Source organism: Paraburkholderia sp. (genome assembly GCF_047605525.1).
GTDB lineage: Bacteria > Pseudomonadota > Gammaproteobacteria > Burkholderiales > Burkholderiaceae > Paraburkholderia.
On sequence record NZ_JASGFN010000008.1, the window covers coordinates 57447 to 80349 of the forward strand.

Annotated in this window: 18 protein-coding genes; 10 read left to right on the forward strand and 8 right to left on the reverse strand. The window is 63.3% G+C overall.

What is annotated here, in order from left to right; all coding sequences use genetic code 11:
• Positions 1–36: 36 nt before the first annotated feature.
• The 5 genes from phnE to QM685_RS13510 all read right to left on the reverse strand — a co-directional run bounded on the left by phnE (position 37) and on the right by QM685_RS13510 (position 3716).
• A complete protein-coding gene (gene phnE, locus QM685_RS13490; RefSeq protein WP_415116634.1) occupies positions 37–897 on the reverse strand; it encodes a phosphonate ABC transporter, permease protein PhnE in 861 nt (286 codons plus the stop codon).
• Positions 894–1871, reverse strand: coding sequence for a phosphonate ABC transporter substrate-binding protein (gene phnD, locus QM685_RS13495; RefSeq protein WP_415116636.1), 978 nt, complete (start codon positions 1869–1871; stop codon positions 894–896). Before phnD ends, phnE begins: the two co-directional genes overlap by 4 nt.
• Before the next feature lie 63 nt (positions 1872–1934).
• Entirely contained in the window at positions 1935–2834 is a 900-nt protein-coding gene (gene phnC / locus QM685_RS13500; protein WP_415116638.1) for a phosphonate ABC transporter ATP-binding protein, read from the reverse strand.
• A gap of 229 nt (positions 2835–3063) precedes the next feature.
• Complete coding sequence (locus tag QM685_RS13505; protein ID WP_415116640.1) at positions 3064–3477, reverse strand: universal stress protein; 414 nt, start codon at positions 3475–3477, stop codon at positions 3064–3066.
• A gap of 2 nt (positions 3478–3479) precedes the next feature.
• Positions 3480–3716, reverse strand: coding sequence for a hypothetical protein (locus QM685_RS13510; RefSeq protein WP_415116642.1), 237 nt, complete (start codon positions 3714–3716; stop codon positions 3480–3482).
• A gap of 232 nt (positions 3717–3948) precedes the next feature.
• Here QM685_RS13510 and QM685_RS13515 point away from each other — a divergent pair, with 232 nt between their 5' ends.
• From QM685_RS13515 to QM685_RS13545, 7 genes are all read left to right on the forward strand, one after another.
• Positions 3949–4131 (forward strand): hypothetical protein, encoded by a 183-nt coding sequence (locus tag QM685_RS13515; protein ID WP_415116644.1) that lies wholly within the window; start codon positions 3949–3951, stop codon positions 4129–4131.
• A gap of 1 nt (position 4132) precedes the next feature.
• A complete protein-coding gene (locus QM685_RS13520; protein ID WP_415116646.1) occupies positions 4133–5053 on the forward strand; it encodes a 4-hydroxy-tetrahydrodipicolinate synthase family protein in 921 nt (306 codons plus the stop codon).
• Between the two features lie 317 nt (positions 5054–5370).
• Entirely contained in the window at positions 5371–5886 is a 516-nt protein-coding gene (locus QM685_RS13525) for a hypothetical protein (RefSeq protein WP_415116648.1), read from the forward strand.
• Between the two features lie 448 nt (positions 5887–6334).
• Positions 6335–7363, forward strand: coding sequence for a M14 family zinc carboxypeptidase (locus QM685_RS13530; RefSeq protein ID WP_415116650.1), 1029 nt, complete (start codon positions 6335–6337; stop codon positions 7361–7363).
• Complete coding sequence (locus tag QM685_RS13535; protein ID WP_415116652.1) at positions 7360–8220, forward strand: alpha/beta fold hydrolase; 861 nt, start codon at positions 7360–7362, stop codon at positions 8218–8220. The genes QM685_RS13530 and QM685_RS13535 overlap by 4 nt, the downstream gene beginning before the upstream one ends.
• Positions 8221–8418: 198 nt before the next feature.
• Positions 8419–13257: an NAD-glutamate dehydrogenase gene (locus QM685_RS13540; protein ID WP_415116654.1), complete on the forward strand. Its 4839-nt coding sequence runs from the start codon at positions 8419–8421 to the stop codon at positions 13255–13257.
• A 166-nt stretch (positions 13258–13423) separates the two neighbouring features.
• Entirely contained in the window at positions 13424–14329 is a 906-nt protein-coding gene (locus QM685_RS13545; protein ID WP_415116656.1) for a cation diffusion facilitator family transporter, read from the forward strand.
• Positions 14330–14426: 97 nt separating this feature from the next.
• Here QM685_RS13545 and QM685_RS13550 read toward each other — a convergent pair whose 3' ends face one another.
• The 3 genes from QM685_RS13550 to QM685_RS13560 form a co-directional block, all read right to left on the reverse strand.
• Positions 14427–15407 carry an aldo/keto reductase gene (locus tag QM685_RS13550; RefSeq protein WP_415116658.1) on the reverse strand — a complete coding sequence of 327 codons (981 nt, stop codon included), beginning with the start codon at positions 15405–15407 and terminating at the stop codon, positions 14427–14429.
• Positions 15408–15735: 328 nt separating this feature from the next.
• Positions 15736–16041, reverse strand: a complete 306-nt coding sequence (locus QM685_RS13555) for a DUF4148 domain-containing protein (RefSeq protein WP_415116660.1) — start codon at positions 16039–16041, stop codon at positions 15736–15738.
• Positions 16042–16283: 242 nt separating this feature from the next.
• On the reverse strand, positions 16284–17288 hold the full coding sequence (locus QM685_RS13560; RefSeq protein WP_415116662.1) for a LysR family transcriptional regulator: 1005 nt from the start codon (positions 17286–17288) through the stop codon (positions 16284–16286).
• A 172-nt stretch (positions 17289–17460) separates the two neighbouring features.
• Here QM685_RS13560 and QM685_RS13565 point away from each other — a divergent pair, with 172 nt between their 5' ends.
• The 3 genes from QM685_RS13565 (at position 17461) to QM685_RS13575 (ending at position 22889) form a co-directional block, all read left to right on the forward strand.
• Positions 17461–18351: an alpha/beta hydrolase gene (locus QM685_RS13565; protein WP_415116664.1), complete on the forward strand. Its 891-nt coding sequence runs from the start codon at positions 17461–17463 to the stop codon at positions 18349–18351.
• Positions 18348–19568 carry an efflux RND transporter periplasmic adaptor subunit gene (locus tag QM685_RS13570; protein WP_415116666.1) on the forward strand — a complete coding sequence of 407 codons (1221 nt, stop codon included), beginning with the start codon at positions 18348–18350 and terminating at the stop codon, positions 19566–19568. Before QM685_RS13565 ends, QM685_RS13570 begins: the two co-directional genes overlap by 4 nt.
• Positions 19569–19703: 135 nt before the next feature.
• On the forward strand, positions 19704–22889 hold the full coding sequence (locus QM685_RS13575; protein ID WP_415116668.1) for an efflux RND transporter permease subunit: 3186 nt from the start codon (positions 19704–19706) through the stop codon (positions 22887–22889).
• Positions 22890–22903 lie beyond the last annotated feature (14 nt).

Sequence of the window (22903 nt, forward strand, 5' to 3'; positions counted from 1 at the left end):
CCGGCGGATGGAGCCGGGCAGCGGAGCACGACGCCGTCAGATCACCCGCTCGCGCAACCACGCCGACCCGAGGTCGATCACGGTCACGACGACGATCACCATGATCATCACCGCGGCGGTCTGCGCATAGTTGAACGAGCGGATCGCTTCATACAGCACGACGCCGATGCCGCCCGCGCCGACCATGCCGACCACCATCGCCGAGCGCACGTTCGATTCGAAGCGATATAGCGCATATGAAATCCACAGCGGCAGCACTTGCGGCAGCACCGCATAGACGATTTCATCGATGCGCGTCGCGCCCGTCGCGCGCACGCCTTCGGCCGGATGCGGATCGATTGCTTCGACCGCTTCTGCGAACAGCTTCGCGAGCACGCCGGTCGTATGCACCCACAGCGCGAGCACGCCGGCGAACGGCCCGAGCCCGACCGCGACGATGAACAGCATCGCGAAGACCATTTCATTGATCGCGCGGCACGCGTCCATCAGACGGCGTACCGGCTGCACGATCCACAGCGGCGCGATGTTGTGCGCCGACATCAGGCCGCACGGCACCGCGCAGACGAGCGCGAGCGCGGTGCCCCAGATCGCGACCGATAATGTGACGAGCATTTCGTGCACGTAGCTGCGCCACTCGGTGAAGTCGGGCGGAAAGAAGTCTTTCGCGAACTGGCCCATGTTCGCGGAGTCGCTGATGAGATCGAGCGGACGCATGTCGGCGCCGTGCCATGCACCGCCGAGGACCGCGAGCACCGCGATCCAGCCGAGCAGCGACAACCAGCCGCGCTTGCCGGCGTTGTCCCGCGTTGCCGCCGCCGATGCCGTGCCTGTCGCTTGCGCTGCTTGCGCCTCTTGTGCCGCGCGCGCCGGCGACCTGATCAGATCGACGCTGTTCATTGCTTCGACTGCGCGCCATTGAGCGCGCTCAGCTTCGCGTCGAGCGCGGCGAGCTGGGTTTTGCGCTCGTCGTCGGACAGGTGCGCGTCGCTCTCGATCTTCTGCTTCTGCTGGAACAGTACGATCTCGCGAATCGGCAGCAACTGCTTGTCCGACGAAGCCTCGAAGCCGCTGTATTCGGTGATGCCGGCCATCACCGCTTTTTCGTGGGGGTCGGTCTTCGCGTAGTTCAGGAAGAAGTTGCGCAGCTTGTCTTTCGTCGCTTGCGGCAGATCCTTGCGCCACACGAGCGGGTCCGACGGAATCAGCGGCGAGGTCCACAGCACGCGCACCTGCGCGAACTTGTCCGGATGCTCGCGCTTGAGCGTTTCCATCATCATGCTGTTGTTGGTCGCGATGTCGATCTTGTTGTTGACGACCGCGAGCAGATTCGCCTCGTGGCTCGACGGCAGCACGCTTTTGAACGACGTATTGACCGGCGTGTTGTGTTTCGCAAACAGGTAGTAAGCCGGCACCAGCGTGCCCGACGTCGAGTTCGGATCGCCGAAGCCGAGCGTGACGTCCTTTGTGTTTCTGAATACGTCGTCGAGCGTCTTGAAGCGACTGTTCACATTGGTGATCAGCAGCGAGTAGTAGCCGCTGTCGCCGTCCGCATGCCGCGCCTTCGCGAATACTTCGCCACCCGAACGGTCCACCGCCTCGATTGCCGATGCGTTGCCGAAATAGCCGACCTGTACCTTGTTGAAGCGCATGCCTTCGATGATGCCGGCGTAGTCGGTGGCGAAAAACGCTTTCACGTTCAGGCCGGTCTGCTTCTTCATATCGTCGATCAGCGGCTCCCAGCGTTGCTTGAGCACCGCCGACGAATCGGTCGAGATGATGCCGAGGTTGACGTCCTCGGCGTGGGCCGCGGCAACGCAGGCGAAGGCGGCCGCGCCGGCGGCGAGCGTGATCAGTAAGCGCAGGAGTTTCATCGGTCGGGATCCGGTTGGGTGGGCGGAATGGATGGGCGAATGAGTGAAAGAGCGCGGGCTGCCTCAGTTCGAGTGCGCCGGATTGAGCGCGAGTGAATAGTGCGTGGCGGCGGGGCCGGCATCGTCTCGCGTGGGCGCGGCGGGAGTGTCGCGCACGTCGTGCATGACGTGGGCGCTATCGTCGAGCAGTTCGCGCGCGTCGTCGCCGTAAAGCTTCTTCAGCAGTACCGGCGTGAGCGCACTGGAAGGACCGTCGTAGACCACCTTGCCGCGGCGCAGCGCGACCGTGCGCGCGCAGTACTGCATCGCGATGTCGACCTGATGCAGCGATACGAGCACCGTGATCCGATGCTCGAGGTTCAGCGCGCGCAGCATGTCCATCACGCGGCGCGACGATTCGGGATCGAGCGATGCGATCGGTTCATCGGCGAGCACGATGCGCGCGCGCTGCACGAGCGTCCGCGCAAGGGCCGCGCGTTGCTGCTGGCCACCCGACAGAGTCGCCGCGCGCTCGCGCGCATGTTCGCCGATGCCGACCTCAGCGAGCGCGGCGAGCGACCGCGCGCGCTCCGCGCGCGGAAAGCAGCCGGTCAGACGCCGCCACCACGGCAAGCGCGACAGCGCGCCGATCAGCACGTTGGTTTCGACGGAAAGCCGGTTCACCAGATTGAATTGCTGGAATACGAAGCCGATGTCGCGGCGGATGCGGCGCACCTCCCTGACGATGCGGCCGTTCTGCTGGATCGGCCGGCCAAGAATCTCGATCTGCGACGGCTGCGCATCCGACGCCGTGAAGCCGGCGATATGCCGCAGCAGCGTCGATTTTCCCGAACCCGAGGCGCCGATCAGCGCGACCATTTCTCCCGGCGCGATGCGCAGATCGATCTCGTCGAGCGCTTTGCGGCCGTTGCCGAACGTCTTGCTCAGGCGTTCGATACGAATAGCTTCACGGATCGCTTCCATCGGTTTCCCTTCGATGCCCCCGGCCGCTGCCGGCATGTGTGGGGCTCATTCTAGGAAGCGTCTGTGACGGTTGAGTGAAGGCATCGCAACGTCTAGACGACTACATCTCTGGGGCGTTGCCGTGTGTCGTCAGGATGGCGGATCAAAGTCGGTCTGAAGTCGTTTGGAAGTCAGCGGACTGAACGAAACATGACGTGCGTATGACACGATGCGCGCGGCACGGGCGGCGTCATTCGAGCAGGGTCACCGGCACCGTGCAAAGTTGCCTGAGCCGCGCGAGCAGGCGCCATTTGCGCAGAAATCCGAGCCCGTTCGTATCCACCACGACGATATCCGCGTCGCCGGCTTCGACACACGCCGCAATGACCCGGGCCGGCGGTCCGGCGACGCGGCGGCACGTGTAAGGGACGCCGGCGTCGTCGAGAATCGCGCAAACCTGTTGCAACGCGGTGGGTGTCCAGTCTTCGCGCCGCGCCGGCGAAGCGCGGCGCGAGCGCGCGGCGACGGTGTTTTCATGCTGGACTTTCAGGACCTCGGCGACTTCGACCATCGACACGCAACGTTCGGCAAACAGGAAAGCGCTGTGGCGTGCCGCCTCGGCCGCGCCGTGACGGTCGAGGATCGGAATCAGCAGTTTGAGCATGGTCAGCTCTCGAAAACGAGCGGTGCGAGCGTCGCCACCCATATCGCCAGGCCGGCCACCGGCGCGCCGAGCGCAATGGCGGCAATCGCCGCGGCTGAACCCGCCAGCGCGACGATATCGAGGCGCTGGCGCGCAAGATGCCTGCGTTCGAAGACGGCGCGGCGTGTCTTTGCCTCGCGTGTCGAAAACGCCTTCGACATGCGCGAATCGAACGGACGTCGCGCGAAAATGACTGACATGGATCCCCCGAGAAAGAAATGGCATCGATCCGAACGCGAAAATGCTATCGGTCAGCGGGTAAAAGGCGCGAAGGATTTGAGTGCGACGCGGTAAACAACGCATATATCCCGATCGAGGTGCCGTGCTTGCACCGCGCTCGCATGTGAATGCAGGTTTTTTTACGGGAGATTTATGTGCACCGCGCTACGCTAGCCAACCTCGACACAACGCACGATCAACGTGCCCGACTGCATGGCTTACGTATATTCCATCGCCGCTGGCAGCCTGCTCGCCGGCGGCATTCGTTCAGGCGACACGGTCTCGCCGTTCATGGCGCCGGACAATTTCAGCTTCATGCTGGATACGCTGTTCGCTCTCGTGCCCGAAGCGACGGTTCGGGCGTTGCGTCCGCGCATCGACAGTGAGGGGAATTGATATGTTCGAAGGAATCTGGCTTCCGCTCATCACGCCCTTCCGCTCGGGCGCGGTCGATGTGCCGGCTTTGACGGCGCTGACGGAACGCTACGTGAATAGCGGGATGAGCGGACTCGTCGCGTTGGGGACGACCGCCGAGGCCGCGCTGCTCGACGGCAAGGAGCGCTCCAGGGTGCTGCGGACGATCACGGAGACCGTCGCGGGACGCGTGCCGGTGATTGCGGGAGTCGGCGGTATCGATACCCGCGCGTTCGTCGACGAAATTCATCGTCTGGAGGCGTGGGATCTGGCTGGCTATCTGGTTTCCGCGCCCGCTTACCTGTGTCCGGATCAGACCGGCATCGTCTGGCATTTCGAACAGATTGCGCACGCGACCAGCCGGGATATCGTGCTCTACGACGTGCCGCACCGCACCGGCGTCGCGCTGACGGAAGCGACCGTCGGGACGCTCGCGCAAATCGCCAACGTCAAGGCCATCAAGGCCTGCGCGCGCGAGCGATTCGACGCGTATGGCGCGCTGCCCATCGCGCTGTTGTGCGGCAATGACGACGCGTTTCTCGATTGCCTGCGCGCGGGCGGGACCGGCGGCATTCTCGCGAGCGCGCACGTGTGCGCCGATCTGCTTGCCGAGGTGCAGGCGCTGACGAGCACGGGACAACACGCCGCCGCCGGCCAGCTCTTCGAGCGCCTCGAGCCGGTATTGCGCATCCTGTTCGCCGCGCCGAACCCGAGCGCGATCAAGGCGATGATGGCGCTCGACGGCGGCTTGTCGCCCGAGACGCGCATGCCTATCGCGCCTGCGTCGAAAGCGCTGGTCAGTCGTCTGGAACTGGCGCGCGCCGTGCTCGACGAATTGCGCGAGTCGTCGTTCGGGCCGAAGGTTGCCGAAGGCGTTTCTTCTGTGCGCCTCGCGATGCGGTAGACCTTCATGTTGACGCAGTGCGAAGCGTGAACGACAAACTTTCTGCTGTCAGTGCTTTCGTGACGAAGTACTGACAGGTGTCGATCTCATAGGGAGAAGGCGGCTCGATGCCGCCTTTTTTGTTGAGCCTGCGATATGGGAAAGATGCACTTGAAATCGAGATGCCCGAACCGTCGTGAATAGTTTTTTAAGACAGGTTTTCTCAAATTAAAGTCGTTGACCGTGATCTGTTTAGATGGTTAATTCGCTGGGTGTTTCCTCAAATCAGAAGAGATCGAATGGAACAGCAGGGACAGGAAGGCGCAGGGAGCTCTCACATGGAGCAACGCCTGCGCCGCAGGCGAAAGTTCCCACTTATGAACGGGGTATCACGTGTCATACCGAAGCGCGCGCAAGTCGAAATAGAGATGGTCGACAGTAGTCGACGTTCAGTATCGGGACTCATTGCTGGACTCCTCTCTGCATTGCTTGTTTCAACTGCCTGCGCGGAGGGGGCGATTAGCTTCAACGACAACATCGTACCGATGCTAAAGGATCGCCAACAATTCAAGGAATTTATTTCGCAATCTTTTTCGGTTACGGATACCGGATGGGGTGTCCGAATAGATAGTCCGACAATGCCTCATATGGGTGGCGTACGAATGGGGCCGTACAGGTTCCAGGCTATCTGGCATAGTCCGCATGGCGACACACCTGTTACGCTCGTAATCGATACTAAAACGGAGTTTTTCGATAGCCATCGTCGGAAAATAAACGGCAGCGATCTACGTGGGGCTACTTCAATTACGGAAACACTGGACTCTATCGAAATCGAACCACCCGAAGCACAATAGCTTCCGAACCATACGCGTGCCATACTCGCCCCGCCTTGTGAGGGTGGCTCAATGCCGCCTTTTGTTGAGCCGCGATATGTGAAGGATGCACTTGAAAGCGAGATGCCCGAACCGTCGTGATTTGAGGAAGCCTGACATCAGGAGCGAAAACTTTTATATCGAGCCTGAAACTCTTACCGATGTATCTGCACACGAGCTGCCCGACGGCACGGCGTATCGCATTTGCTTCGAAAACGATTTCACCAGCGACCTTGCGTCTGCTGTCGAAACCTTCCCACCGTTTGCCCGACGCACTTGTCGCCACGCTCGAACGTGAATATGGTCACATTGCGAAGAAGGAACTTCGCTAGACTTGCTTCCGGCTGTCTCCGCCGATCCGGCGCAAACGCTATCTGGCGTGCCTTCCGCATAGTCTTCTCGCATGGTCTGAGAACAATCATATTGCGTTATGTATAGCTTTCTACCCGACAGCTTCGAGGAATACGAGGACCTGAAGGCATTGCTCGACGAGGGCGCGCGCTGGTTCGATACACAGAGCCTCGCGAGCGTCGAGGTGCGCGGGCGTACGTTCGAGGTCTATATGGCGTCGGTCGGATCGACCGACCCGCGGGCGCCGGCGGTGGCTTTCTTCGGCGGCATCCACGGGCTGGAGCGCATCGGCTCGCGGCTCGTGCTCGAATACATGCGTTCGCTGATCTCGCGCCTCGCGTGGGACGATCTTCTGATTCAACTCCTTGATTCAGTTAGGATTTATTGCTGCCCGATCGTCAATCCCGGCGGCATGTGGGCGTCGACGCGCGCGAATCCGCGTGGCGTCGATCTGATGCGCAACGCGCCGCAGAACGCCGATGCCCGCGTGCCGCTGCTGGCGGGCGGCCAGCGCGTGGGCGCGTGGCTGCCGTGGTATCGCGGCCGCGCGGGCGAGCCGATGGAGCCGGAAGCCGCCGCCTTGCTGCGAGTCGTCGAAACGGAGCTGGCCGCGCGGCCGCTCAGCATCGCGCTCGATTGCCATTCCGGCTACGGCTGGAGCGACAGCATCTGGTTTCCGTATGCGCGAACCCGCAGGCAGATGCCGCATCTGCCCGAAATGTACGTGCTGAAAAGCATGTTCGAACACGCGCATCCGCATCACGGCTATACGTTCGAGCCGCAAAGCCACCAGTATCTGCTGCACGGCGACTTGTGGGATTACGCGTACGACCGCACGCCGTCGCCGAACATCTTTCTGCCGATGACGCTCGAACTCGGCTCGTGGCTGTGGATCAAGAAGAATCCGCGCCAGTTGTTTTCGCGCCAGGGCATGTTCAATCCGGTCAAGGCGCATCGAACCGCGCGCGTGCTGCGGCGGCATGCGAACCTGCTCGACTTTCTGGCGCGCGCGGCGTTTTCGTCGCAGCGCTGGCTGCCCCAGGGCAATGGCCGCGAGCAGATGCTGCAAAGCGCGCTTGACCATTGGTACAGACCGGAGAGCGCATGAGCACGTGGATCCTGCTGCGCGGACTCACGCGCGAAACGCGGCACTGGGGCCCTCTGCCGGAGATGTTGCGCGAAGCGTTGTCCGATACCTCGCGCGACGGCTTGCGCGATGCAACAGCAACCGATGCGACAGCCCCGCGCGTGCTGTTGCTCGACCTGCCGGGCAATGGCGAGTACGCGCGGCAGCGCGCGCCGGCGACGGTTGCGGACATGCTCGGGTTCGTGCGGCACGCGGCGCTGCAAACGGGCGCGCCCGGCCCCTACAGCGTGCTCGCGATGTCGCTCGGCGGCATGGTCGCGACGGCCTGGGCGCAGCGGCAGCCGGGCGAAATCGAACGGCTCGTGCTGATCAATACCAGCATGCGGCCGTTCAGCCGCCCGCACGAGCGGCTGCGGCCATCGGCATGGCCGAGGCTGCTGGGCGTCGCTGTTCATTGGAGCGACGCGGCCGATGCCGAGCGCGGCATCCATCGGCTCACCTGCAATAACGTCGAAACATTGGGCGCCGATATTGATGCGTGGACCGGGATTCGCCGCAGTGCGCCGGTGAGCCGTGCGAACGCGTTGCGACAGCTCTGGGCCGCCGCGCGTTTTACCGCCGCGCCAGCCGCGCCGCGCTGTGGGCTGCTGATCCTGTCGTCGCGGGCCGACGGGCTCGTCGACCCGGTCTGTTCGGCGAAGCTCGCGGCGGCGTGGGGCGCCGAGCATCGCGAGCATCCGTGGGCCGGCCACGATCTGCCGCACGACGATCCGGCGTGGACCGCCGCGCAGATCAGCGCGTGGCTCGGCGGGCAGCGTGAAGAGCGGGACGGGGCCGTGCCGCCGCCCTCACCGGTAGCGGCCAAACCCGCGTTCTGAACGGCCGCGCGCATTGCGGCGCCGCAGCGAAGCCGAGGTATTTCCCACGAATCGTAGCGAGTCCGTAGTGCGCCGTAGCGGGTATTACCTGACTGCGCCACCCGGTCGTATTGCTGGCGGCAGGCGCATAATTCCTGTTCAGACGTTGCCTGCGAATCACGCGATACTCACCATTGCCGCCAGTCAGGGGAGTCGATCATGCAAGCAAAGAACGAAGAAGCCGTCACGCACCTGCTGAACGATGTCGTCGAATTCGCACGGGGGCGGTTGCCCGAGCCGACCTTCAACATCGTCGAACCCTTCCTGCGGCATTACTACGATTTCGTCGATGCCGGCGATCTGCAAAGCCGCTCGATCGCCGATCTCTACGGCGCGGCGCTCGCGCACTGGCAAACCGCGCAGCGCTTCGTGCCGGGCGAGCAAAGGCTGCGCGTCTATAACCCGATCCTCGAACAGCACGGCTGGCATTCCGATCACACGGTGATCGAAATCGTCAACGACGACATGCCGTTCCTCGTCGATTCGGTGTCGATGGCGGTCAATCGTCATGGTCTCGCGCTGCACTCGGTCGTGCATCCGGTGTTTCGCATCTGGCGCGCGCCCGACGGCAGCATCGCGCGGGTGAGCCAGGGCGCCGAGGAAGCCGGCGATACGCGCTCGCATCTGACCTCGTGCATCCACTTCGAAGTGGACCGTTGCGGCGACGCCGCAAAACTCGATGCGTTGCGCGACGACATCGCGCGCGTGCTCGGCGACGTGCGCGCGGCGGTGGAGGACTGGCCGAAGCTCGTCGAGTGCGCGAAGGAAACGATCCAGGACATGAAGGCTCGCGAGACCGGCCCGGAAGGCGTCGAGGCGCGCGCGTTTCTCGAATGGATGGTCGCCGATCATTTCACCTTCCTCGGCCAGCGCGACTATGAACTCGTGCAGCAGGAAAACGGCTATGGTCTGCGCGCGGCGCCCGGCTCCGGCCTCGGCATTCTGCGCGATGCGCTGCGGCCCGTCAGCGCCACGGAAGTCACGTCGCTGCCGCCGGCCGCGGCCGAGATCATCGGCGGGTCGTCGCCGATCTTTCTGACCAAGGCCAACTCGCGCGCAACCGTGCACCGGCCGGGCTATCTCGACTATGTCGGCATCAAGCTGACCGGCGCGGACGGCAAGGTGAGAGGGGAGCGGCGCTTCATCGGCCTGTATACGTCGACCGCCTATTTCGTGTCGGCCGCCGAAATTCCGATCGTGCGGCGCAAATGCGCGAACATCGTGCGGCGCGCCGCGTTCCTGCCGAAAGGTCATCTGGCGAAATCGCTGGTGACGGTGCTCGAAACCTATCCGCGCGACGAACTGTTCCAGGCCGACGAAGACCAGCTTTACGACACCGCGCTCGGCGTGCTGCGTTTGCAGGAGCATCAGCGCACGCGTCTCTTCGTGCGGCGCGATCGCTTCGACCGTTTCGTGTCGTGTCTCGTGTTCGTCTCGCGCGACAAATACAACACCGATTTGCGGCAGCGTATCGCGAACCTGCTGGCCGACGCGTTCAATGGCGAGAACGTCGAGTTCACGCCGCTGCTGTCGGAGTCGACGCTCGCGCGGATTCATTTCGTCGTTCACGCGAAAGCGGGCGGTATGCCGGATGTCGATACGCGCGAACTGGAAGCGCGGCTCGTGCAGGTCGCGCGCCGCTGGCAGGACGATCTCGCCGACGCGTTGCTCGACGCATATGGCGAAGAGCACGGCAACCGGTTGCTGCAGCACTATGGCGATTCGTTTCCGGCCGGCTATCGCGACGACTATCCGGCGCGCACAGCAGTGCGCGATATCGAACTGATCGAACGCGTGCAGGGCACCGAAGGGCTCGCGATGAACCTGTACCGGCCGATCGAATCGGGACCGCGCGCGTTCCGCTTCAAGGTCTATCGCGCGGGCTTGCCGATCGCGCTGTCGCGCAGTTTGCCGATGCTCGAACATCTCGGCGTGCGGGTCGACGAAGAGCGGCCCTATCTGATCGAGGCATTGGGCGCCACGCCCGCATGGATTCACGACTTCGGTCTCGAACTCGCGGACGATGCCGAATTCGACATCGAGCGCGTGAAGGATCTGTTCGAAGAGGCGTTCGAGCAGGTGTGGACCGGCACGATCGAAAGCGACGATTTCAATCGCCTCGTGTTGCGCGCGCAATTGAATGCGCGCGAAGTGACGATTCTGCGCGCGTATGCGAAGTATCTGCGCCAGGTGGGCTCGACATTCAGCGACGCGTATATCGAGCGCGCGGTGACCGGCAATCCGGCGATTGCGCGCATGCTCGTCGATCTGTTCATCGCGCGCTTCGATCCGGCGCTCGGCGCCGCGCGCGACGCGCGCGTCGACCGCTGTCTCGAGACGATAGACAGCGCGCTCGACCAGGTACCGAATCTCGACGAGGACCGTATCCTGCGCCAGTTCCTCGGCGTCATCAAGGCGACGAAGCGCACGAACTACTATCGCTTCGCCGCCGACGGCAAGCCGAAGCCGTATCTGTCGTTCAAGTTCGATCCCGCGCAGGTGCCCGGCTTGCCCGAGCCGAAACCGATGTTCGAGATCTGGGTCTATTCGCCGCGCGTCGAGGGCGTGCATTTGCGCGGCGGCCGTGTCGCGCGTGGCGGTTTGCGCTGGTCGGACCGGCGCGAGGATTTCCGCACCGAAGTGCTGGGGCTGATGAAGGCGCAGATGGTGAAGAACGTCGTGATCGTGCCGGTCGGCTCGAAGGGCGGCTTCGTCGTCAAGAATCCGCCGCCGCAGAGCGAGCGCGATGCGTGGCTGCGCGAAGGTGTCGCGTGTTATCAGACATTCCTGCGCGGGCTGCTCGATGTGACCGACAATCTTTCGGGCACCGACATCGTGCCGCCGCCCGACGTGGTGCGTCACGATCCCGACGATCCGTATCTGGTGGTGGCCGCCGACAAGGGCACGGCCACCTTCTCCGACTACGCGAACGCGATTTCGCAGGAATACGGCTTCTGGCTCGACGACGCGTTCGCGTCGGGCGGCTCGGTCGGCTACGACCACAAGAAGATGGGGATCACTGCGCGCGGCGCGTGGGAGTCGGTCAAGCGGCATTTCCGTGAAATGGGCGTCGACACGCAGAGCATGGACTTCACCGTGGTCGGCGTCGGCGATATGTCGGGCGACGTGTTCGGCAACGGCATGCTGCTGTCGCCGCACATCAGGCTGGTCGCCGCATTCGATCATCGCCATATCTTTCTCGATCCGAATCCCGATCCGGCCGCGAGCATGGCGGAGCGCGCGCGGCTTTTCATGCTCGACCGTTCGAGCTGGGCCGACTACGACCCGTCGCTGATCTCGGCGGGCGGCGGCGTGTTCCCGCGCAGCGCGAAGACGATTCCGCTTTCGACGGCGGTGCAGGTGGTGCTCGGCATCAGCGCGGCGGCATTGTCGCCGGCCGAGTTGATGCGCGCGATTCTGCAGGCGCCGGTCGATCTGCTTTACAACGGCGGCATCGGCACCTATGTGAAGGCGAGCCGCGAAACGCATCAGCAGGTCGGCGATCGCGCCAACGACGCGATTCGCGTGAACGGTGCCGATCTGCGCTGCAAGGTCGTGGCCGAGGGCGGCAATCTCGGCTTGACGCAGCTCGGCCGCATCGAATTCGCGCAGCGCGGCGGCCGTATCAATACCGATGCGATCGACAATTCGGCGGGCGTCGATTGTTCGGATCATGAGGTCAACATCAAGATTCTTCTGGGCCTCGTCGTCGCCGATGGCGAGATGACCGAGAAGCAGCGCAATGCATTGCTCGCGGAAATGACCGATGAAGTCGGCCTGCTGGTGCTGACGGACAACTACTACCAGACCCAGGCGTTGTCGATCGCGGGGCGCTACGGGGTCGAACTGCTCGATGCCGAGGCGCGCCTGATGCACTATCTGGAACGCGCGGGGCGCCTCAATCGCGTGATCGAGTTTCTGCCCACCGACGAGGAAATCGCCGAACGCGCGGCGGCGAAACAGGGACTCACGACGCCCGAGCGCGCGGTGCTGCTCGCGTACAGCAAGATGTGGCTGTACGATGCGCTGCTCGAATCGTCGATGCCGGAAGACCCGCTCGTCGGCGACATGTTGATCGAGTACTTCCCGAAGCCGTTGCGCCAGCGTTTCCGCGAACCGATGCAGCGCCACCCGTTGCGCCGCGAAATTCTCGCGACGCACCTGACCAACGCGCTCGTGAACCGCGTCGGCTGCGAGTTCGTGCATCGGCTGATGGAGGAGACCGACGCGAAGCCCGGCGATATCGTGCGCGCGTGCATCATGGCGCGCGACGTGTTCGACCTCGATCAGATCTGGCGCAGCATCGACGCGCTCGACAACCGCGTCGCCGACGACGTGCAGGCGCGCATGTTCGCCGAAGTCGCGCGGCTCGTCGAACGTTCGGCGCTATGGTTCCTGCGGCATCTGCAAACGGGCGCGGCCGGCGACGACGTGACCGGTCTGCTCGCGCGCTGTCGCGATGCCGCGCAACGCCTCGCGCCGCAATGGCCCGCGCTGCTGCCGGCCGCGGATCTCGAAGCGTTGTCCGAGCGCCAGCGCGTGTTCGTCGATGCCGGTGTCGACAGCGATCTCGCGGTGCGCATCGCGAGCGGCGAGATTTCGGCTGCATTGCTCGATATCGCCGAAGTGGCGTCGACGTGTGGGCGCGGTCTCGAACAGGTGGCGGGCGTGTACTTCGCGCTCGGCACGCTGCTCAACTACAACTGGATCAGCGAGCGCGCGGCCGCGTTGCCGGCGCCGACGCATTGGGACATGCTCGCGCGCGCATCCGCGCTCGCCGAACTCGCGCGGCTCAAGCGCGCGCTGACTACGAGCGCATTGGCCGGCGCGACCGATGCGTCGACGCCGGACACGCTTGTGCAGGCATGGCGCGAAAAGCGCACGGCGCAACTCGAGCGCTACACGCGTTTGCTGACCGATCTGCGCGCGACGGGCGGCGCGAGCCTTTCGGTTCTGCTCGTGGTCGTGCGTGAGATGGCGGTGCTTGAAAGAGCATAGCGGGGGATCATGCAGCGGAACGGATAAAGGCGGCAAAGGGGAGAAGGTGGCGGTAGCGGGGGCGCACGCTTGCGACTCAGCGTGTCGTGTCGTCCATAATACGGAGTCTTGCCGGTTTTCTTGCTGACCGGCAACCCCCTGCAAACTCACGGACGCCTTCCCGAAGATGAAAGAAGAATCGCCGAAAGCCATTTTTTACGCACTCGCCGCCAATCTCGGCATCGCCATCTGCAAGTTCGCCGCGGCGGCGTTCACGGGTTCCGGCTCGATGTTCGCCGAAGCGATTCACTCGACCGCCGACTGCGGTAATCAACTGCTGCTGCTATTCGGCCTGCGCGAAGCGCGCAAGCCGGTGAGCGCGTTGCATCCGATGGGCAGCGGCCGCGAAGTCAATTTCTACTCGCTGCTGGTTGCGCTGCTGCTGTTCTTTGTCGGCGGTGCGTTTTCGGTGTATGAAGGCGTCCATCGTCTGATCGCACGCGAGCCGTTGCAGTTTGCGTTCGTCGCGTTGGCGGTGCTCGGTGTGTCGGTGGTGCTCGAATCGTTGTCGTTGTGGGGCGCCGTCAAGGAAATTCGCAAGACGCATCCGGACAAGAGTTTGTGGCGCTGGTTTCGCGAGACGCGCGAATCCGATCTGCTGGTCGTGGCCGGCGAGGATATCGCGGCGTTGTTCGGTCTCGCGATTGCGTTCGTCGCGGTGCTGCTGACGATGGTGACCGGCAATCCTGTCTATGACGCGCTCGGCTCGGTCGGCGTGGGCTTTCTGCTGATGGTCATCGCGTGGCTCGTCGCGCGCGAAGTGAAATCGATGATCGTCGGTGAGTCGGCGAGCCCTGAAGTGCGTCGGGAAATCGAAGCGCATCTGCATGCGCGTCCCGAGATTCGCAGCATCATCAACATGATTACGCTGCAATGGGGGCGTCATGTCGTCGTGGCGGTGCAGGCGGAAATGATCGACTATGCGAGCGGCCGTGCGATGGTGGATGCAATCAACATCATCGAAGCCGATTTGCAGGCCACGTTTCCGCAAGTACGCTGGGTGTTCTTCGAGCCGGACGTACCGCGCAATTAAGCAGGATCAGGCAATTGCGGAAATGAATGGGCGGAATGGAGTGTGGCAAATCTCACGCAATTCCGCCTGTCTTTCATTTTATGCGACCACGTACCGCTTATTTGAACCCGGTCACCGCATGCGGCACATACAGTTCTTCGAGCCGGTGAATTTCTTCTTTACTCAGCTTCAGCGAGAGCGCTGCTACCGCATCGTCGAGGTGATGAAGTTTGGTGGCGCCGACAATCGGAGCGGTAATCGGCTTCTTCTGCAGGACCCACGCCAGCGCGACCTGCGCGCGCGGCACGCCGCGTTCTTTCGCGATCTCGCTGACGCGTTCGACGATCCGCCTGTCCGTATCCTGGGTATGCGCGTAAAGCGTGCGGCCGAATTCGTCGGTTTCCGAGCGCGCGCTTTCGGTGTCCCAGTCGCGCGTCAAACGCCCGCGCGCCAGCGGACTCCACGGAATCACGCCGATGCCTTCGCTTTCGCACAGCGGCAGCATTTCGCGTTCTTCCTCGCGGTACAGCAGATTCACATAGTTCTGCATCGTCACGAAGCGCGTCCAGCCATGGCGCTCGGCGACATGCAGCGCCTTCGCGAACTGCCACGCGTACATCGACGACGCGCCGATATAGCGCGCCTTGCCGGCTTTCACGACGTCGTGCAGCGCTTCCATCGTTTCTTCGATCGGCGTGCCGTAGTCCCAGCGATGGATCTGGTACAGGTCCACGTAATCCGTGCCGAGGCGCCGCAGGCTGTGGTCGATTTCCGCCATGATCGCCTTGCGCGACAGGCCCGCGCCGTTCGGCCCCGGATGCATGCGGCTATTGACCTTGGTGGCCAGCACGATTTCGTCGCGCCGTGCAAAGTCCTTTAGCGCGCGGCCGACGATTTCCTCGCTGGTGCCGTCCGAATAGACGTTCGCGGTGTCGAAGAAATTGATGCCGTGATCGAGTGCCTGCTTGATGAAAGGGCGCGCGGCTTCGTCGTCGAGCGACCAGGGGTGCGTGCCGCGCGAAGGCACGCCATAACTCATGCAGCCGAGACAAATACGCGAGACATCGAGACCGGTGCGACCGAGTTTCACATAATCCATCGTGGTGCTCCTGTGGTGACGCGCATCAATACGCTGCGCGGGGAGAACCATCGATTATAGGGAAACGTCGACCGGAGCGTGGGGGCGGTTGCGATAGCTTTCAAAAACAATGCACTCGCGGCGCGGCGCCGCGAGTGCATGACGGCAAATGCCGTGGATGACCGATCGTGCTTAATGCTGCGCCGGACGATACGGCGTCCACACGGGCGTGTCCGTATTCCAGTGATCGAGTTCTGACGGTGTCATGATGTGCTCCTTGATAAAACGTGCGTGGGCAATACCGCAACGATCGTTTCTCGTGGCAAGCCAATCGTTGCGGCGGCCACGTTTACCGATCGTTCGCGACGCGCGTGACGTCGCCGTTCGTGCGTTCCTGCAACGCGATGCGCGCGGCTTGCGTTTGCCCGACCAGGCCTTTGTCGGGATACGACGTGCGATTGAGCGCGGGCAACGAGCCGTCGCGATACGCGGCGACCAGTTCCGCTTTGACTTCGGCGCGCGTTTTCGTGCTCGCGGTTGGTGCCGGTTGCGTGTCATACGTGCCCGCGCGGCCAATACCGCCGCCGCCTTCGGCGAACACCGGAGCGCTGACGAGCAGCGAAAGAGCGAGACCTGCCAGCAGATTGCGTTTCATGATTCACTCCTGTCGATTCATTGGCAGCGCATGAGGCGCCGCGACAGGGTGAAATGTAGACGTCGACACAGTGCGGATAAATCGCACTTTCGCGAAATGAATTGTCGAGATTCCGGAACAATTGCGGGAAGGGTCTTGCTGGATAGCGCTATTGCGCAGTAGCCGCGGCATTGGCGCCGCGGCTGGAATTCACTGTTTCAGTTTGCGCACTTCTCGCTTAGGTCACTCTCTCAGGCAACTACTCACACAGCCCACTCGGTCACCATCGGCGTGTCGAGTGCCGGCGCGGACTCGCGTTCTTCGAACGTGCGCTTCGTGCAGGCCGTGTCGAGACTGCCGCGTCCGCTCAACAACGGACAACGATCGAACAGCTCCGCAATCCAGTCTACGAAAACACGGACTTTCGGCGACAGATGACGACTGTGCGGATAGACTGCCGAAATCGGCATCGGCAGCGGTTTCAACTCCGGCAGTACTTCGACGAGTTGTCCCGAACGCAGATGCGGCAGCACCATGAAGCGCGCCGGCTGGATCAGGCCGAAGCCTTCGAGTCCGCAGGTCACGTAGGCATCGGCGTCGTTGACCGATACGATGCCCTTCATCTTCACCTCCACTTCCTTGCCATCGACCATGAACGCCCAATCGATCGTGCGGCCCGTGCGGCTCGAGAAGTAGTTGACGGCCTTGTGATTGTCGAGGTCTTCGAGTGAAGCCGGCATGCCCGCGCGCTTGATGTAGTCCGGCGCCGCGCAGGTGACACCCTCGAACAGACCGATGCGGCGCGCGACCAGCGACGAATCCTGCAGCGCGCCGACCCGCACCACGCAATCGACGCCTTCCTGCAACAGATCCACGGGGCGATCCGTCAGGCCGAGTTGCAGATCGATGTCCGGGTAGCGCGTGTGGAATTCGCACAGCGACGGAATCACGATCAGGCGGCCGATCGAGCCGGGCATGTCGATGCGCAGCTTGCCGTGGGGCTTCTTGTTGCCGCTCTGAAAACTGGCCTCGGTCTCTTCGACGTCCGCGAGGATGCGCACGCAGCGCTCGTAGTACGCGGCGCCGTCGGGCGTCAGCGACAGACGCCGGGTGGTCCGGTGCATCAGGCGCGTGCCGAGAAACGCTTCGAGATTCTGAATAATCGTAGTGACGGACGCGCGCGGCAGATCGAGTGTTTCCGCTGCGCGGGTAAAGCTGTTGGTGTCGACGACACGGGTGAACACTTGCATGGCCTGAAGCCGGTCCATCGCAAACCTCCAGAAGGGACGGGCGCACTGGCGGGAGTGAATCCGCGAAGCAATCGGATCGGATTGTTCAGAGGCACCGAATTGTGTTGCCGGATTATAGGCATTTATTTGCGACTCTGCCGAACCCACAATTCGCATCATTGAAGTTCTATGCGCATTTGCGCGGCTCGACATGGATGCATTCAAATCGCCGTTGCCGTTCGTTTCCGCCGACAGCAGTCCGGCGGATACCACTGGCACGGCACTCGAAGTAACCGAAGTGCGGATCGAAGGGCACGCGCAGGACATCCCGCTGCGGCTCTACCGGCCCGCGAAAAAAACCGCATTGCCGGTACTGCTTTATTTTCATGGCGGCGGCTTTACGAAGGGTTCGGTCGACCAGGCCGACTTTGCCGCGCGCTATTTCGCAGAACACTTACCGGCGCTGGTCGTGTCGGTCGGCTATTCGCTCGCGCCGAGGTTTCCGTTTCCCGCCGCGCCCGAAGACGCGTACCGGGCGGCGCAGTGGGTGCAGGCGCGGGCGCGCGCTTTGGGCGGCAATAGCAGAAAGATCGGCGTCGCGGGTCATGACGCGGGCGGCCAGCTCGCCAATTGCCTCGCTTTTATCGCGCGCGATCGCGGCGATGTGCAGATCGTCGCGCAGGCGTTGTTCGGGCCGATGCTCGATCCGAGCCTCACGCGTCTCGGCGACGAACAGCGCCTCGGTTCGGACATCACCGCGCGCGAGTGCGCGGCGTGCTATCGCGCGTATCTGCCGCAAGCGTCGCAGCGCATGCATCCGTATGCGGCGCCGCTCGAATCGTCGCGGCTCGCGGGTTTGCCGGCCACGCTGATCGCGACCGCGCAGAACGACGTGCTGCACGTGGAGGCCGAGAAATACGCAAGCAGTCTGATCGACGCCGGCGTGCAGACCCAGGTGGTGCGCTTTCCGAGCGTGTCGCATGCGGCGCTCGCCGATCATCCGCCCGCGTTGCAGGAGGCGGTGCGCTTTTTTCAGTGGCGCTTCGACACGCGCGCATCGATAAACAGAACTTCAATCAACGATACCGGGAGCTTCACATGACTATCCTTCCTCTTTCCCGTCGCCGCGTGGCGATTGCCACGCTGGCTGTACTCGTTCTCGCCGGGCTCGGCACGTTCGGCGCGATTCGCGTCGATGCGAGCTCGCCGGCCGCGCCGACCATCGTGCCGGAGGTCGACGTCGCAACCGTCGTGCAAAAGACGATCACCGACTGGCAGACCTATTCGGGCCGTCTCGAAGCGGTCGAAAAAGTGGACGTGCGTTCACAGGTACCGGGCACGATCGTGTCCGTCAACTTCAAGGACGGCGCGCTCGTGAAGAAGGGCGACACGCTGTTCGTGATCGATCCGCGTCCGTACGCGGCCGAAGTGGATCGCGCGGAAGCGCAACTCGCGGCCGCGCAGGCGCGCACCGGTTACACGCAAAGCGACTGGGAGCGCGCGCAACGTCTGATCGCCGACAACGCGATCGCCAAACGCGACTATGACGAGAAGCAGAACGCCGCGCGCGAAGCGAGCGCGAACCTGAAGGCCGCGCAAGCCGCGCTCGAAACCGCGCGCATCAATCTCGGCTACACGAAGATCGTCGCTCCCGTGTCGGGCCGCGTGTCGCGCGCGGAAATCACGGTGGGCAACGTCGTGTCGGCGGGCGCGAATTCGACGCCGCTCACCACGCTGGTTTCGGTGTCGCCGATCTACGCATCGTTCGACGCGGACGAACAGACCTATCTGCAATACCTGAGCCGCGCGAAGGACGGTGGCAAGGTGCCGGTCGAGCTGGGCCTCGCGGATGAAACCGGCTATTCGCGCAGCGGCACGATCGAATCGGTCGACAACCGGCTCGATACGTCGTCGGGCACGATCCGCGTGCGCGCGCGTTTCGATAACGAGGACGGCGCGCTGATTCCCGGCCTCTACGCGCGCGTGAAAGTGGGCGGCGGCGCGCCGCATCCGGCGCTGCTGATCGACGATGCCGCGGTCGGTACCGATCAGGACAAGAAATTCGTGCTGGTCGTCGATCAGGGCAATCACGTCGTGTATCGCGAGATCTCGACGGGCGCGATGCAGGGCAATCTGCGCGTCGTCAAGGACGGTCTGAAGCCGGGCGACCGCATCGTCGTCAACGGCGTTCAGCGCGTGCGTCCGGGCGACGCGGTGCGCGCGCATATGGTGCCGATGACGACCGACCAGGACCCGAACAGCGCGCCGCTCGCGCAGTCGCGTGCCAGGGCGGCTGCAGGCGCGGACAAGAATTCGTGAGCCCCGCGCGCCGCGTCCGTTGCGCTTGCACCGAATCTGCACCGAATTTGCACGGAATGTGCACTGAATGAAAGCACGACACCGCGCGACGCGGCGCCTGCTCCAATGAGCATGCTCCAACATTAAGAGCTTCCCATGAACATATCCAAATTCTTCATCGATCGCCCGATCTTTGCAGGCGTGCTATCGGTATTGATCCTGCTCGGGGGCATCATCTCGCTGTTCAAGCTGCCCATTTCCGAGTATCCGGAAGTGGTGCCGCCGTCGGTGGTGGTGCACGCGCAGTATCCGGGCGCGAATCCGAAAGTGATCGCCGAGGCGGTGGCCGCGCCGCTCGAGGAACAGATCAACGGCGTCGAGAACATGCTGTACATGCAGTCGCAGGCGAATAGCGACGGCAATCTGACGCTCACGGTGACGTTCAAGCTCGGCACCGATCCGGATCTCGCGACGCAACTCGTGCAGAACCGCGTGAACCAGGCGCTGCCCCGTCTGCCGGAAGACGTGCAGCGTCTCGGCGTGACGACCATCAAGAGTTCGCCGACGCTGACGATGGTGGTGCACCTGATCTCGCCGAACGACCGTTACGACATGACGTATCTGCGCAATTACGCGCTGCTCAACGTGAAGGATCGGCTTGCGCGGATTCAGGGTGTCGGCGAAGTGCAGCTATGGGGTTCGGGCGACTACGCGATGCGTATCTGGCTCGATCCGCAGAAGGTCGCGCAACGCGGCCTGACGGCAACGGAAGTCGTGAACGCGATTCGCGAGCAGAACATTCAGGTGGCGGCCGGCGTGATCGGCGCATCGCCGTCGGTGCCGGGCACGCAGTTGCAGCTGTCGGTGAATGCGCGTGGCCGTCTGAAGACCGAGAGCGAATTCGGCGACATCATCGTAAAGACCGCGCCGGACGGCGGCGTGACGTATTTGCGTGACATCGCGCGTATCGAGCTCGCGGCGTCGGAATACGGGTTGCGTTCGCTGCTCGACAACAAGCCCGCCGTTGCGCTTGCAATCAACCAGGCGCCGGGTGCGAACTCGCTCGCGATTTCCGAGCAGGTGCGCGCGGCGATGAAGGAGCTGTCCGCGGACATGCCGGCCGGCGTCGAATACCGGATCGTCTACGACCCGACGCAGTTCGTGCGCGCCAGTATCGAAGCAGTCGTGCATACGCTGCTCGAGGCGATTGCACTCGTCGTGATCGTCGTGATCGTGTTCCTGCAGACGTGGCGTGCGTCGATCATTCCGCTGATTGCCGTGCCGGTATCGATTGTCGGTACGTTCTCGCTGCTGCTCGCGTTCGGTTTCTCGATCAATGCGCTGTCGCTGTTCGGCATGGTGCTCGCAATCGGGATCGTGGTCGACGATGCGATCGTCGTGGTCGAGAACGTCGAGCGCAATATCGAAAGCGGGTTGAGTGCGCGCGACGCGACCTATAAGGCGATGCGCGAAGTGAGCGGGCCGATCATCGCGATTGCGCTGACACTCGTCGCCGTGTTCGTGCCGCTCGCCTTCATGACGGGTCTTACGGGCCAGTTCTACAAGCAGTTTGCGATGACGATCGCGATCTCGACGGTGATCTCGGCGTTCAATTCGCTGACCTTGTCGCCGGCATTGTCCGCGCTGCTGCTGCGTAGCCACGGCGAGAAGGAAGACTGGTTGACGCGCGTGATGAACCTGCTGCTCGGCGGCTTTTTCAGGCGCTTCAACAAGGTCTTTCATCGCGGTTCGGAAGCGTATAGCCGCGGCGTGACCGGTGTGCTGCGCCGCAAGGGCGCGATGCTCGCGGTGTATGCGGTGCTGGTCGGCGCGACCGTGCTGATGGCGCGTATCGTGCCGGGCGGTTTCGTGCCCGCGCAGGACAAGGAGTATCTGATCGCATTCGCGCAGTTGCCGAACGGCGCGTCGCTCGATCGCACGGAAAAGGTGATTCGCGATATGAGCGCGATCGCGCTGAAGCAGCCGGGCGTCGAAAGCGCGGTGGCATTCCCCGGTTTGTCGGTGAACGGCTTCACGAATAGTTCGAGCGCGGGCATCGTGTTCGTCACGCTGAAGCCGTTCAAGGAGCGCGGCGATCGCAAGCTGTCGGCCGGTGCGATTGCGGGCGCGCTGAACCAGCAATATGGCGCGATCAAGGACTCGTTCGTCGCGGTGTTCCCGCCGCCGCCGGTGCTCGGCCTCGGTACGCTCGGCGGCTTCAAGATGCAGCTCGAGGATCACGGCGCGGTCGGTTACGCGGAGTTGAACAAGGCCGCCGAAGCATTCGTGAAGCGCGCGGCGCAAACGCCCGAACTCGGGCCCACGTTCTCGAGCTATCAGATCAACGTGCCGCAGTTGAACGTCGATCTGGATCGCGTGAAGGCGAAGCAACTCGGCGTGCCGGTAACGGACGTGTTCGACACGATGCAGATCTATCTGGGTTCGCTGTACGTGAACGACTTCAACCGCTTCGGCCGTGTGTATCAGGTGCGCGTGCAGGCGGACGCGCCGTTCCGTCAACGCGCCGACGGCATCCTGCAACTGAAGACGCGTAATGCATCCGGCGAGATGGTGCCGTTGTCGTCGCTCGTCACGGTGACGCCGACGTATGGTCCGGAAATGGTGGTGCGCTACAATGGCTACACCGCGGCCGACATCAACGGCGGCCCGGCGCCGGGTTATTCGTCGGGCCAGGCGCAGGCCGCCGCCGAACGCGTGGCTGCCGAAGTGCTGCCGCGCGGCGTGAAGCTCGAATGGACCGACCTCACGTATCAGCAGATTCTCGCCGGCAATGCGGGCCTGTGGGTGTTCCCGATCAGCGTGCTGCTCGTATTCCTCGTGCTCGCGGCGTTGTATGAAAGTCTGACGCTGCCGCTCGCGGTGATCCTGATCGTGCCGATGAGCGTGCTGTCCGCGCTGACCGGCGTGTGGCTCACCGGCGGCGACAACAACATCTTCACGCAGATCGGCTTGATGGTGCTGGTGGGGTTGTCGGCGAAGAACGCGATCCTGATCGTCGAATTCGCGCGCGAGCTCGAACACGATGGACGTTCGCCGCTCCAGGCGGCAATCGAGGCGAGCCGCCTGCGGTTGCGGCCGATTCTGATGACATCGATCGCATTCATCATGGGCGTGGTGCCGCTGGTGCTGTCGAGCGGCGCGGGCTCGGAGATGCGTCACGCGATGGGTATCGCGGTGTTCTTCGGCATGCTCGGCGTCACGCTGTTCGGGCTGATGCTGACGCCGGTGTTCTATGTGGTGTTGCGCTCGCTCGCGGGCGGCACGGTGCACGTCGCGCAGAAGGATGCGCCGCGCTACGGGGCGGCCGTCACGGACGCCTGAAGGAGAAAACAATA